The 13433-nt window shown below is 64.3% G+C and carries 12 protein-coding genes; 11 read left to right on the top strand and 1 reads right to left on the bottom strand.

Annotated features, from left to right (window positions below):
- Positions 1–9: 9 nt before the first annotated feature.
- The 10 genes from larB (at position 10) to BN2154_RS09320 (ending at position 11547) form a co-directional block, all read left to right on the top strand.
- Positions 10–774: a nickel pincer cofactor biosynthesis protein LarB gene (gene larB, locus BN2154_RS09365; RefSeq protein ID WP_050618541.1), complete on the top strand. Its 765-nt coding sequence runs from the start codon at positions 10–12 to the stop codon at positions 772–774.
- 22 nt (positions 775–796) lie between these two features.
- Positions 797–2092 (top strand): nickel pincer cofactor biosynthesis protein LarC, encoded by a 1296-nt coding sequence (gene larC, locus BN2154_RS09360; protein WP_050618540.1) that lies wholly within the window; start codon positions 797–799, stop codon positions 2090–2092.
- Between the two features lie 13 nt (positions 2093–2105).
- Complete coding sequence (locus tag BN2154_RS09355) at positions 2106–3713, top strand: ABC transporter substrate-binding protein (RefSeq protein ID WP_050618539.1); 1608 nt, start codon at positions 2106–2108, stop codon at positions 3711–3713.
- Positions 3714–3747: 34 nt separating this feature from the next.
- On the top strand, positions 3748–4740 hold the full coding sequence (locus BN2154_RS09350) for an ABC transporter permease (RefSeq protein ID WP_050618538.1): 993 nt from the start codon (positions 3748–3750) through the stop codon (positions 4738–4740).
- Positions 4737–5561: an ABC transporter permease gene (locus BN2154_RS09345; protein WP_050618537.1), complete on the top strand. Its 825-nt coding sequence runs from the start codon at positions 4737–4739 to the stop codon at positions 5559–5561. Before BN2154_RS09350 ends, BN2154_RS09345 begins: the two co-directional genes overlap by 4 nt.
- An 18-nt stretch (positions 5562–5579) precedes the next feature.
- Entirely contained in the window at positions 5580–6512 is a 933-nt protein-coding gene (locus BN2154_RS09340) for an ABC transporter ATP-binding protein (RefSeq protein WP_050619597.1), read from the top strand.
- Positions 6509–7123 (top strand): ABC transporter ATP-binding protein, encoded by a 615-nt coding sequence (locus BN2154_RS09335; RefSeq protein ID WP_050618536.1) that lies wholly within the window; start codon positions 6509–6511, stop codon positions 7121–7123. The genes BN2154_RS09340 and BN2154_RS09335 overlap by 4 nt, the downstream gene beginning before the upstream one ends.
- Before the next feature lie 158 nt (positions 7124–7281).
- Entirely contained in the window at positions 7282–9723 is a 2442-nt protein-coding gene (gene feoB, locus BN2154_RS09330) for a ferrous iron transport protein B (RefSeq protein WP_094762443.1), read from the top strand.
- A gap of 9 nt (positions 9724–9732) precedes the next feature.
- Positions 9733–9912 carry a hypothetical protein gene (locus BN2154_RS16050; protein WP_050618534.1) on the top strand — a complete coding sequence of 60 codons (180 nt, stop codon included), beginning with the start codon at positions 9733–9735 and terminating at the stop codon, positions 9910–9912.
- Positions 9913–10065: 153 nt separating this feature from the next.
- On the top strand, positions 10066–11547 hold the full coding sequence (locus BN2154_RS09320) for a carbon starvation CstA family protein (RefSeq protein WP_050618533.1): 1482 nt from the start codon (positions 10066–10068) through the stop codon (positions 11545–11547).
- A 74-nt stretch (positions 11548–11621) separates the two neighbouring features.
- Here the strand turns inward: BN2154_RS09320 and BN2154_RS09315 are convergent, their stop codons facing one another.
- Positions 11622–12566 (bottom strand): AEC family transporter, encoded by a 945-nt coding sequence (locus BN2154_RS09315; protein ID WP_050618532.1) that lies wholly within the window; start codon positions 12564–12566, stop codon positions 11622–11624.
- A gap of 139 nt (positions 12567–12705) precedes the next feature.
- Here BN2154_RS09315 and sigK point away from each other — a divergent pair, with 139 nt between their 5' ends.
- Positions 12706–13398 (top strand): RNA polymerase sporulation sigma factor SigK, encoded by a 693-nt coding sequence (gene sigK, locus BN2154_RS09310; protein ID WP_050619596.1) that lies wholly within the window; start codon positions 12706–12708, stop codon positions 13396–13398.
- Positions 13399–13433 lie beyond the last annotated feature (35 nt).

The following is a 13433-nucleotide window of genomic DNA, read 5'->3' as shown; positions in this document are numbered from 1 at the left end:
GTGGGGCGCATGGACAACAAGCATGAGATCCTGGAGCTGCTGCGGGCGGTAGCGGATGGAACGGCCACTCCGGAGGACGCGCTGCTGGAGCTGAAGCGCTCTCCCTTCGAGGACCTGGGCTACGCCAAGGTGGACTTCCACCGCAGCGTCCGGCAGGGAGCGGCGGAGGTCCTCTACGGGGCCTCCAAAACGGCGGAGCAGATCCTGGGCATCGCCCGGGCCATGGGGGAGCGGGGCTGCCGCAACATCCTCATTACCCGCATGGACGCAGAGAAGGCGGCCATCGTCTCCGCAGGGGTGGAGCTGGAATACCACCCGGAGGCCAGACTGGGCATCGCCTTTCCGGGCGACCGGCCGGCGCTGGGCTCCATCGTGGTGTGTACCGGCGGGACCAGCGATATGCCGGTGGCCGAAGAGGCGGCCCTCACCGCCGAGGCCATGGGCAATCACGTCACCCGGTTGTACGACGTGGGCGTGGCCGGGCTCCACCGGCTGCTGTCCAGCCTGGACGTGCTGATGCGCGCCCGGTGCGTGGTGGCGGTGGCGGGCATGGAGGGAGCGCTGGCCTCCGTGGTGGGCGGCCTGGTGGACTGCCCCGTGGTGGCCGTTCCCACCAGCGTGGGCTACGGGGCCAGCTTCGGCGGCCTGTCTGCCCTGCTGGCCATGCTCAACTCCTGCGCCTCTGGGTGCAGCGTGGTCAACATCGACAACGGCTTCGGCGCGGGGTATCTGGCCAGCATGATCAATCAGATGGAGGGCCTGAAGGCCGACTAACGACAGGAAGGGACGGAAAGTCATGAAGACTTTGTATTTGGAGTGCAACATGGGGGCGGCCGGGGACATGCTGATGGCGGCGCTCTATGAACTGCTGGACGATCAGGCGGGCTTCCTCCGCACCATGAACGGCCTGGGGCTGCCCGGTGTGGCAGTGGAGGCCCAGGCGGCGTCCACCTGTGGCATCGCAGGCACGCATATGGTTGTGACGGTCTGCGGGGAAGAGGAGGAGAGCCATGACGAGGGGCATTCCCACCACGCCCATGCACACGAGCATGTTCACGCGCACGCTCACGACCATGCCCACTGCCATGACCATACCCACGAGGGGCCGGGGCATTCTCATGACCACGGCCATGGGGGCCACCACCACGCGGCTTTGACCGATATCCGGGGCCACATCGCCGCCCTGCCCCTGCCCCAGGCGGTGCGGGACCGGGCAGTGAGCGTCTACGACCGGCTTGCCGCAGCCGAGGCCCGGGCCCACGGCTGCCCGGTGGACCAGGTCCACTTCCACGAGGTGGGGGCCCTGGACGCGGTGGCCGACGTTGCAGGCGTGTGCTACGCGCTCTCCCTTCTGAGGCCCGAGCGCATCGTGGTCTCCCCCGTCCATGTGGGCAGCGGCATGGTCCGCTGCGCCCATGGCATGGTGCCGGTGCCCGCCCCCGCCACAGCCGCCCTGCTGGAGGGCGTACCCTGCTGGGGCGGGGGGATTCAGGGCGAGCTGTGCACCCCCACAGGGGCGGCCCTGCTCACGGAATTTGCCGATTCCTTTGGGCCCATGCCCGTTCTGTCCATCCAAAAGACCGGCTACGGCGTGGGGAAAAAGGAGTTTGGCCGCGCCAACTGTGTCCGGGCCTTTCTGGGGGAGATGGTGGAGTCCGCCGGCCCCAACGGGGAGATCGTGGAGCTGGTGTGCAACCTGGACGACATGACGCCGGAGGCCCTGGCCTTTGCCTGCGCCCGTATTCTGGAGCTGGGGGCTCTGGACGTGTATACCCTCCCCGGCCAGATGAAAAAGGGGCGGCCCGGCTGGGTGCTCACCGCCCTGTGCGAGCCCGACCGGGAGTGCCAGGTGGCGGCGGCCATCCTGAAGCACACCGCCACCAACGGTCTGCGGGCCCGACGCTGCGTCAAGTATTTCCTGGCGCCCCGGACGGAACGCGCGGAGACCCGATGGGGGAGCGTCCGGGTCAAGCGGGCGGAGGGCCTCGGCATTGTCCACGCCAAGCCGGAGTACGACGACGTGGCCGCCGTCGCCCGGGAACATGGCCTGTCCTTTGAAGCGGTATGGAAAGAAGTCTTATCTCAATTATAAGGAGAAGAGGAACTTGAAGAGAATTTGCAGTCTTGTATTATCCGGTTTGTTGGCGGTCTCCGCCCTGACCGGCTGTCAGAGCGGGGGGGCGTCCCCTTCCGGCATCCAGCCCGCCCCCTCCCAAACGGGGGAGGAGAAGGACGCGGTGGTCATCGTGATGAACATGGAGTCAGAGCCCGAGGCGGGCTTTGACCCGGCCTACGGGTGGGGAGCGGGGGAGCACGTCCATGAGCCCCTGATCCAATCCACCCTCACCGTTACCAATCCCGACCTGACCATCGGCTACGACCTGGCCACCGACTGCGCCGTCAGCGACGACGGCCTGACCTGGACGGTGCGGATCCGGAACGACGTGACCTTTACCGACGGGGAGCCCCTCACCGCCGCCGACGTGGCCTTTACCTACAACACAGTGAAGGCGTCCAGCTCAGTCAACGATTTTACCATGCTCGCCTCTGCCGAGCCGGTGGACGACACCACGGTGCGGTTCCATATGACCAGGCCCTACTCCATCTGGCCCTACACCATGGCCATCGTGGGCATCGTGCCCGAACACGCCTATGACGCCGCCTCTTACGGCCAGGCCCCCATCGGCTCCGGCCGGTACATCCTGAAGCAGTGGGACAAGGGCCAGCAGGTCATCTTCGAGGCCAACCCCGACTACTACGGCGAGGCCCCGAAAATGAAAAAGGTCACCGTCCTCTTCATGGAGGAAGACGCCGCCTTCCTGGCGGTGAAGGCGGGGCAGGCCGATCTGGTTTACACCTCCGCCACCTACGCCGATCAGGCCCCGGCGGGCTACAGCCTGCTCTCCTGCGAGAGTGTGGACAACCGGGGGATCAACCTGCCCGCCGCCCCCGCCGGAGACGGCGTGGGCAACGACCTGACCGCCGACGTGCTGGTCCGCCGGGCCATCAACCTGGGTGTAGACCGGCAGGAGATGATCGACAACGTTCTGAACGGCTATGGCACCCCGGCCTACAGCGTCTGCGACAAGCTGCCCTGGTATAACCCCGCCTCCCAGGTGGAGTACGACCCCGACGCGGCGGCGGCCCTGCTGGACGAAGCGGGCTGGCGCATGGCGGACGGCGGTGTTCGGGTCAAGGACGGCGTCCGGGCGGAGCTGAACCTCCTGTATCCCAGCAGCGATTCTGTCCGGCAGGCCCTGGCGGCCGACCTGGCCAATCAGCTCGGGGAGCTGGGCATCGCGGCCTCCATCGAGGGGGTGGGCTGGGACACCGCCTATGACCGGGCCCGGTCCGAGCCCCTGATGTGGGGCTGGGGGGCCCACACCCCCATGGAGCTCTATAACATCTATCACACCATCGGGGACACGGGTTCTGCGGAGTATTCCCCCTACGCCAGCGCGGCGGTGGACGCTTATATGGACGAGGCCCTGGCCTGCGGCGATTTGGAGGAGTCCTACACTCTGTGGCAGAAGGCCCAGTGGGACGGCGTCACCGGCGTCACCGGTGAAGGGGACTGCCCCTGGGTGTGGCTGGTCAACGTCAACCACCTGTACTGGGTCCGGGACGGTCTGCAGGTGGCGGCGCAGAAGATCCATCCCCACGGCCACGGCTGGTCCATCGCCAACAACGTGGACGCCTGGTCCTGGGCCTGAGGGCCATTTTGAGCGGAAGAGGAAGTGACGCGAGATGAAGCACCGGCTGCAATTCGCGGGGAAGAAGCTGCTGCGTATGGCGCTGCTCCTGCTGGGGGTGAGCCTGACGGCCTTCCTGCTCATGTCTGCCTCTCCGCTGGACCCGCTCCGGACCAACGTGGGACAGGCCGCGCTGGGGGCCATGAGCCCCGAGCAGATTGCCAAGCTGGAGGACTACTGGGGGGTGAACACTCCGCCGGTGGAGCGCTACCTGGGCTGGCTGTCCGATTTCGTTCGCGGGGACCTGGGCACTTCGCTGCTCTACCGCCAGCCGGTGACCCGGGTGGTGGGCCAGCGGCTGCAAAATTCCCTGTGGCTGATGGCGGCGGCCTGGGTGTTGTCCGGTGTGCTGGGCCTGGCTCTGGGCGTGATCGCGGGGGCCTGCCGGGGCAGGCTGCCGGACAGGCTCATCCGGGGCTACTGCCTGCTGATCTCCAGCACCCCCGCCTTTTGGCTGGCCCTGCTGCTTCTGATGATCTTTTCGGTCTGGCTGGGGGTGCTGCCCATCGGTCTGTCCGTCCCCATCGGAACGGACGCCGCCGCCGTGACCCTGGCCGACCGGCTGCGCCACGCCGTTCTGCCCGCCCTCACCCTCAGCATCACCGGCGTGGCCGGCATCGCCCTGCACACTCGGGAAAAGATGTGCGATGTTATGGAGTCGGACTATGTCCTCTTTGCCCGGGCGCGGGGGGAGAGCAGGGCCGCCATCGTCCTGCGGCACGGCCTGCGGAATGTGGCCCTGCCCGCCCTCACCCTGCAATTCGCCTCCATCAGTGAGATCTTTGGCGGCTCCGTGCTGGTGGAGCAGGTCTTTTCCTACCCCGGCCTGGGCCAGTGTGCCGTGACGGCGGGGTTGGGCAGCGACCTGCCCCTGCTGCTGGGCATTACGGTGGTCAGCGCCGCCATCGTGTTCGGCGGCAATCTTGCGGCCGACCTGCTCTACGGGGTGGTGGACCCCAAGATCCGAAGGGGGGCAGCCCGGACATGAGCCATTTCAACCGGCGAAAGCGCACGGTGGCCCTGCTGTGCCTCTGCGCCGTACTCCTGACTGCCGTGGCGGCGGCGGGGCTGCTGCTGGCCGGAGAGGCTATGACCACCGACTTTTCCCGCAAGAACCTGCCCCCCTGCGCCGGGCACCTCTTCGGCACCGACTGGATGGGGCGGGACATGCTCGCCCGCACCCTCACCGGGCTGTCCCTCAGTATCCGGATCGGGGTGCTTACGGCGGCGGTCAGCGCCGTGGTGGCCCTGATCCTGGGGACGGCTGCCGCCACTCTGGGCCGGTGGGTGGACGCCGCCGTCTCCTGGCTCATCGACCTGGTGATGGGTATTCCCCACATCCTGCTGGTGATGCTCATCTCCCTGGCCTGCGGCAAGGGCTTCGCCGGCGTGGTGGCCGGCGTGGCCCTCAGCCACTGGACCTCCCTGGCCCGGGTCCTCCGGGGGGAGGTGCTCCAGCTCCGGGAGGCTCCCTACGTCCGGGTGGCAGAAAAGCTGGGCCGCAGCAGACTCCAGATTGTCCGGCGGCATCTGCTGCCCCACCTGCTGCCCCAGTTCCTCACCGGACTCATTTTGCAGTTTCCGCACGCCATTCTCCACGAGGCCAGCATCACCTTTCTGGGCTTCGGTCTGTCGCCGGAGCAGCCCGCCATCGGGGTCATCCTGTCGGAGAGCATGCGCTACCTCACCACCGGCAAGTGGTGGCTGGCCCTGTTTCCCGGCCTGGCTCTGGTGGGGACGGTGGTGCTCTTCGCCGTGATGGGGGAGCATCTCCGCCGCCTGCTGGACCCGGCCAGCCTGCATGAATAGGGAGGGATGGACATGACAATGCCGGTCTTGGAGGTGGAAGGGCTGTCCATCTCCTTTACCCAGTACGACAAGGGTGTTCGGCAGCGGAGCCTCCCCGTCATCCGGGACCTGGACCTGACCATCCGGCCGGGCCAGGTGATGGCGGTGGTGGGCTCCAGCGGCTCGGGCAAAAGCCTGCTGGCCCATGGCATCCTGGGCATCCTGCCCTACAACGCCCGCCAGTCGGGCAGCATCCGCTACCGGGGCGAGCCCCTGACGCCCCGGCGGGCGGAGGAGCTGCGGGGCCGGGAGATCGTCCTCATCCCCCAGTCGGTGGGCTATCTGGACCCCCTGATGCAGGTGGGGCCCCAGATCCGCAAGGGGCGGCGGGACCCGGCCTCCCGGGCGCGGAGCCGGGAGATCCTGGGCCGCTATCACCTGGGGAGCGAGGTGGAGGCGCTCTATCCCTTCGAGCTCTCCGGCGGTATGACCCGGCGGGTGCTCATCTCCACCGCCGTGGTGGAGGCCCCTTCTCTGGTTATCGCCGACGAGCCCACGCCGGGTCTGGACCCCCGGTCTCTGCACCATATCATGGACCACTTTCGGGAGATTGCCGACAGCGGGGCGGGGCTGCTGCTTATCACGCACGATCTGGAGGCCGCCCTGGCCATTGCCGACCGGGTGGCGGTCTTTTACGCGGGGGAGACCATCGAGGAGGCCCCGGCCTCGGATTTCGCGGCGGAGGAGACCCTCCGCCACCCCTATACTCGGGCCCTGTGGCGGGCCATGCCCCAGCACGGCTTTCAGCCCATCCCCGGGGCCCAGCCCTACCCGGGCGCGGCGCCGCGGGGCTGCCCGTTTTTGCCCCGATGCCCCCGCCGGACGGCGGAGTGCGGAAGTGCGGTGCCCTACCGGCCGGTGGAGGGCGGCTTTGTCCGCTGCCTCCACCCGGAGAGGGGGGCGGAGGCATGAGCCTGGAGGGAAAGGCCCTGTCCTTTGGCTACCGCCGGAAGGACCGGGCGGTGCTGGACCGGGTGAATCTGACCCTGAAGCCGGGGGAGCGGCTGGGGCTGACCGCCCCCAGCGGCCGGGGCAAGACCACCCTGTGCAAGCTGCTCGCCGGCTATGAAAAGCCGAAGGAGGGAGAGGTGCTGCTGGACGGCCGGCCCCTGGCGCATGGGCGGGGCTACTGCCCTGTGCAGATGATATGGCAGCACCCGGAGACGGTAGTGGACCCGCTGATGAAGCTGGGAGACACCCTGGCCGAGGGCTGGCCGGTGGAGCAGCGGGTGCTGGACGGACTGCACATCGAGCCGGGCTGGCTGGAGCGCTATCCCACGGAGCTCTCCGGCGGAGAGCTCCAACGGTTCTGCATCGCCCGGGCTCTGGGGCCGGCGACCCGGTTTCTCCTGTGCGACGAGATCTCCACCATGCTGGATCTCATTACCCAGGCCCAGATCTGGAACTTTCTGCTGGAGGAGGCGGCGCGGCGGGAGCTGGGCCTGCTCATCGTCAGCCATACGCCCGCCCTGCTGGAGCGGCTGTGCACCCGGACCCAGCCTTTGGACCCAAGCCCTGTGTGAAATCCAGCGGCAGGCCGCGCGGCGGAACAGAATCCGCCGTGCGGCCGTTTCCTTTTTTTCAGAAAATTTGCTCTGCCCCTTGTAAAGGGTGTGGGGATGCAGTATAATACCACAGCAGAAAGTTAAAAGAGACTAACAAATGGAAGGTAATGAGACCGATGACGGAAGTGAAACACAGCGCCGGGACCCTGGTGGAGGTGGCTCCCGGCGAGCGCGCGGTCATCCTTGCGGTGGGAAATGAAAAGGGGCCTGTGAAGCGCCGGCTGGTGGATATGGGGCTGACGCCCGGCACTCTGGTGACGGTGCGGAAGATTGCTCCCTTCGGGGACCCCATCGAAGTGAACCTCCGGGGCTATGAGCTCTCACTGCGCAAGGAGGACGCGGGCCAGATCACGGTGTGTCCTCCTGCCCAGGCCCCGGGCTTGGGCAGGAGCCGGTACAAGGGAATGGTCCAGCACATCCCGGATGAGGCCGCTCTGCGCCGCATGAGCGCCGACCACGCCCATGAGGAGGCGGAGCACGGCGGTACGCCGGACTATGCCAGCCACGATACCCGGGAGATGAAGCTGGCCCTGGTGGGCAATCCCAACTGCGGTAAAACCACCCTCTTCAACGCCCTCACCGGCTCCAACCAATATGTGGGCAATTGGCCCGGCGTGACGGTGGAGAAGAAGGAGGGCCGGGCGGAGGTGGACGGCAAGCCGGTGACGGTGGTGGACCTGCCGGGCATCTATTCTCTGTCCCCCTACTCCATGGAGGAGATCGTGGCTCGGGACTTCATTGTGGGGGAGCACCCCGACGCCATCATCAATATCATCGACGCCACCAACATTGAGCGGAACCTGTATCTGACGGCCCAGCTTTTGGAGCTGGAGCGGCCCATGGTCATCGCCCTCAACTTTATGGACGAGGTAGAGAAGCGGGGGGACAAAATCGATCTGGAGCGGCTGTCGCGGGCTCTGGGGGTGCCCGTCATCCCCATCACCGCCCGGACGGGGAAGAATATCCAGACGCTGCTGGAGGTGGCCCACAACCAGATGCATGTGGGGGTGACGGTGGAGCCCGACGACCTCTACGACGACTACACCCACGCCATCCACCATCGGGTGGGGGAGCTGGTCCACGACCGGGCCTACGCCGCCGGCCTGCCCGCCCACTGGACGGCGGTCAAGCTGCTGGAGGGGGATGCCCTGGTGGAGAAGGCCCTGGACCTGACCCGTCCGGAGCGGGAGAGGCTGGAATCCATCTGCCGGGAGTATGAGGGGGCTTACGCCCTGGGCGACCGGGAGACCCTGGTGGCCGACAGCCGCTACCGCTTCATCCAGGATGTGGTCCAGCTTGCGGTGAAGCGGGGCCAGCCTCACGGGTCCCTGACCCTGTCGGACCGGATCGACTCCATCGTTACCCACCGGTTCCTGGCCGTGCCGGTCTTTTTCCTGATGATGCTGACCATGTTTGCCCTGACCTTTGGTCCCGGCCAGCTCCTGGCCGACGGGGTGGATACGCTGATCGGCGGATATTTCGCCGATTTCGTCCGCGCGGTGCTGGCCGTCTCCGGAGTAGCCCCATGGGTGGAGGCCCTGCTGGTGGACGGCGTGATTGCGGGGGTGGGGGGCGTGCTCACCTTCCTGCCCCAAATCGCCATTTTGTTCCTGTTTCTCTCCTTCCTGGAGGACTCCGGCTATATGGCCCGGGCCGCCTTTATCATGGACCGCCTGCTGCGGCGCTTTGGCCTGAGCGGCAAGGCCTTTATCCCTATGCTGATGGGCTTCGGCTGCACGGTGCCCGCCGTCATGGGGGCCCGCACCATGGAAAATGAAAAGGACCGGCGCATGACAATCATGCTGGTGCCCTTTATGTCCTGTTCGGCCCGGCTGCCGGTCTACGGCCTGCTCACCGCCGCCTTTTTCCCCCGATATGGCGGTCTGGTGGTCTTTTCTCTCTACATCACCGGCCTGGTGTTCGCCATCCTGTCGGGCATCATCCTCAAAAAAGTTGTCTTCAAAGGCGAGCCCGCCGCCTTTGTGCTGGAGCTGCCCCCTTACCGCCTGCCCACACTGAAAAACATCTCTCTCCATGTGTGGGAGAAGGTGCGGGGCTTTCTGGTGAAAGCGGGCACCCTGATCCTGGCCATGAGCGTGCTGCTCTGGTTCCTTCAGTCCTTCGGCTTTGAGGGCGGCCGCTTCGGCATGGTCAGCGATGAGGCCGGCTCCCTGCTGGGTACGCTGGGTTCCTTCCTTGCCCCGGCGCTCAAGCCCCTGGGCTTCGGCACCTGGCAGGCGGCGGTGGCTCTGCTGTCCGGTCTGATCGCCAAGGAGATGGTGGTCTCCTCCATGAGCATGTTCTACGGCTTCTCGGTGACCGCCAGCGGTGCCGCCATCGCCGGAGCCCTCTCCGGTACCTTTCAGACCCCGCTGGCCGCCTATTCCTTCCTGGTGTTCGTGCTGCTGTACGTCCCTTGTGTGGCGGCGGTATCCACGATCCGCAAGGAGATGAACTCCACCGGGTGGACCCTGGCCTCCATCGCTTGGCAGATCGGCGCCGCCTATCTGGGCTCGCTGCTGGTCTATCAGGTGGGCAGTCTGCTCCTGTGGCTGTGAGGAAACGGTATGAAATATATCATCTATCTGGCCGTGGGCGTCCTGGCGGTGTGGGCCGTGTGGTATGTGATCCGCCATGTCCGGCGCCAGCTCCGTGGTGAGTGCGGCTGCGGGGGAGGCTGCGCGGGGAACTGCTGTGCCTGCAAAAAAAGTTGCACAAAAAGAGAGCGAAATTCCTCCCCAAAATAATTGGTGCTACCGCTTGACTCCGAGGCACTTTTGCTTATAATAAAAAGACGCCAAGGGCGGCAGACGAAAGTCGTTAGGCTTTCGTTTGCCGCTTTTTACCTTTCGCCAAGGCCCGGAGAGAGCGGACTTGGAAAATACAGAGGAGGAACCCATATGATCACCTTTTTTGCCTGTCTGGTGCTGTTGCTGGTTGGTTTTTTCACCTATGGCAAGCTGGTGGAGAAGGTATTCCGGATTGATGACCGGCCTACCCCTGCCGTAGCGCACCCGGACGGAGTGGACTTCGTCCCCATGAAGACCTGGCGCATTTTTCTGATTCAGCTTCTAAACATCGCCGGACTGGGGCCCATCTATGGTGCGCTGGCCGGTGCCTGCTGGGGGCCTGTGGTCTACCTGTGGATTGTGTTCGGAACCATCCTGGGTGGCGGCGTCCATGACTTTCTGTCGGGTATGATGAGTGAACGCCACGACGGCGCGTCCATCTCTGAGATTGTGGGCATGTACCTGGGCAAAGTGATGAAGTTCGTCATGCGAATCTTTTCGGTGGTCCTGCTGGTGATGGTGGGCGTCAACTTTTCGGTGGGTCCCGCCAGGCTGATTAGCCAGCTCATTAGCGAGAGCTTTGGTGCGTCTCTGCCCCCGATGGTGCTGTCCACTACCTTCTGGCTGGTTTTGGTGCTGCTTTACTACCTGCTGGCGACCTTCCTGCCGGTGGATAAGATCATTGGCAAGGTGTATCCGTTTTTTGGTATCTGCCTCATCATCATGGCAGTGGGCATTGCAGGCATGCTGATCCTCAAGCCGGAGTACAGCATGCCCGAGCTGTGGGAGTCCATGGGCATCGTCCACCCCGAAGGCCTGCCCAAATGGGCCATGATGTTTGTCACCGTGGCCTGCGGCGCCATCTCCGGCTTCCATGCCACCCAGTCTCCCATGATGGCCCGCTGTATGACCAGCGAGAAGGAGGGCCGCACAGTATTCTACGGGGCCATGGTAAGCGAGGGCGTCATCGCTCTGATCTGGGCCGCGGCCGGTGTGACCTTCTATAATGGCGTGGGCGCTTTGGATGCGGCCATCAACGCCATGGGTCAGGGTGGGGTGGTTTACCAGATTTCCACCACCCTGATGGGTTCCGTGGGCGGTGTGCTGGCCATGATTGGTGTCATCGCCTGTCCCATCACCTCCGGCGACACTGCCTTCCGTTCCGCCCGGTTGACCATCTCGGATTGGTTTCACATCGACCAGTCCAACGTGGTCAAGCGCGCCGCCCTGTCCGTCCCCCTGCTGGCTGTGGGCGCATTCATCGCCACCAGCCTGGATTTCAATGTCCTCTGGCGGTATTTCTCCTGGTCCAACCAGACGCTGGCCATGCTGGTGCTGTGGGCCGGAGCGGTATTCCTGCACAAATACGGCTTCCCGGCGATGTGCAGCCTGATGGCCGCGCTGCCAGCCACCTTTATGTCAGCCGTCTCGGTTACGTACATCCTTCAGGCGGAGGAGGGCTTCCGGCTCTCCACCTCCATCGCCTATCCGGTGGGGCTCGTGTGCGCCGGGCTGTGTCTGGGCATCTTTGTCTGGCGTACCCTGATCGTCCACAAGGGCGACGTGCTTAAGCCCGTAGCGGACAATGCCTGAGGCCCCTGTTTGGAGCCGCTTTTCCCTGTGTAAAGACGGGCGGGACCCAATTGGGTCCCGCCCGTCTTCTGTATTCAGATGAGCGCAAGCTGTCGCAGAAGATAGAGCCAGCCGGTGAAGGTGAAGGCGCTGAGGATGGTGGTGAGCATCACCGTACTGGAGGTCAGGGTGCCTTCATGTCCCATGCTGCGGGCCATGCTGAAGCAGCTCACGGTGGTGGGGGAGGCCAGCATGATGAGCATGCCGACCAGCAGCTCGCCCCGGCAGCCCATCAAGACGGCAATGGGAAGGAAGACGGCGGCGAAGAGGATGAGCTTGAAAGCGCTGCACACCAGGGTGGGCCGGAGGCAACTGGCGGCCTTTTTGAGGTCGATGCAGGCGCCCAGAGCGACAAGTCCAAGCGGGGTGGCGGTGGCGGCGAAGCTGGAGACAGTCCGCTGGAGGATGACCGGCTGCGGGATGCCCAGCACAGACCAGAGGAGCCCTGCGAAGATTCCCAGGATGATGGGATTGGTAACGATGCCCCACAGGGTCTTGCCCACGGTTTTCCGATCCAGTCGCCCGCCCTCTGGGGAGAGCAGGGTGAGGACCACCACGGCGGCCACGTTGTAGAGGGGGACGGCGCCGATGAGGACGAGAGCCAGAGGGCCGGTGTCGCCATAGATGTTCTGGAGCAGCGCGGCGCCCAGCAGGGCCTGGCTGCCCCGATAGCCAGCTTGGATAAACTCCGCCCGAAGGGAGCGCTTTTGCAGCAGGAGGGAAATGGCGGCCATGATGAGAATGGAGAGCAGGGAGACCGCGAAGCAGAACAGGATCATGCTGCCATTCCAGACCGTTTGAACATCCGATGTGGAAAGGCTTTGAAAGAGCTGTACTGGCAGCGCGGCCTTAAAGACAAAATTGTTCATCCGATCTGCAAAACGGTCGTCAATGAGACAGATTTTATGGAGAAAGTAGCCGGCGACCATCAGCAGAAAGACCGGCATGGTGGCATTGAGGCTGAACATCAGATTTTCCATATGTATCGCTCCCGTCTGAGCAAGTCATAGCTATCAATTTAGCACGGTAAGAGACGAAAGTCAACGTAAAGGCGCAGGGTATAGGACGTGCAGCGGCTGGAATAGAGTAAAGGAGTATGAGAACTTGGAGGTGGCAGCCATGCTTTCAGCCTGGATTTTGCTGATGCTCAACAGCCTGTTTTTTTCTCTGCGTCTGTCCGATGGGGGAGGTTCTTTTCCCAGGCCGCTGAAGGCTGAGGAGGAGAAGCGGTATCTGGAGCGCTATGCCGCCGGGGATATGGAGGCCCGCAACGTGCTAATCGAACACAATTTGCGCCTGGTGGCGCATATCATAAAAAAATACTACACCCAGACCGGCAGCCAGGACGATCTGATTTCCATCGGCACCATAGGACTGATCAAAGGGATCAGCACCTTCAAGCCGGATAAAAACGTGCGTCTAGCCACCTATGCCTCACGGTGCATCGAAAATGAGATTCTGATGCATTTCCGCTCACAGAAGAAGCTGCAGGGAGAGGTCTCCCTGTCGGATACATTGGATTCCGATGGTGAGGGGAATGCCCTGTCTCTGATGGATGTCATCAGCGTTGACGACGATATGCTGGAGAACTTGGACGCCCGGGACTCCTGTATCCAGGTGCGAAAGCTGGTGGAGGAATGCTTGGAGGAGCGGGAGAAGATGATCATTACCATGCGGTATGGCTTGGATAATAAGCCTCCGCGGACCCAGCGGGAGATCGCCGCTGAGAGCGGCATCTCCCGCTCTTATGTATCCCGTATTGAGAAGAAAGCGCTGAAAAAGCTCAAGGACGCTATGGACGGTGGTATCTGAAAAAAGCATCAGGCGGGCGTTCCAAATGGAACGCC

The organism is Intestinimonas massiliensis (ex Afouda et al. 2020), from assembly GCF_001244995.1.
Classification (GTDB): Bacteria; Bacillota; Clostridia; order Oscillospirales; family Oscillospiraceae; genus Intestinimonas; species Intestinimonas massiliensis.
Note: the sequence above shows the minus strand (reverse complement) of the source record. Positions and strands in the feature narration are given on the sequence as shown.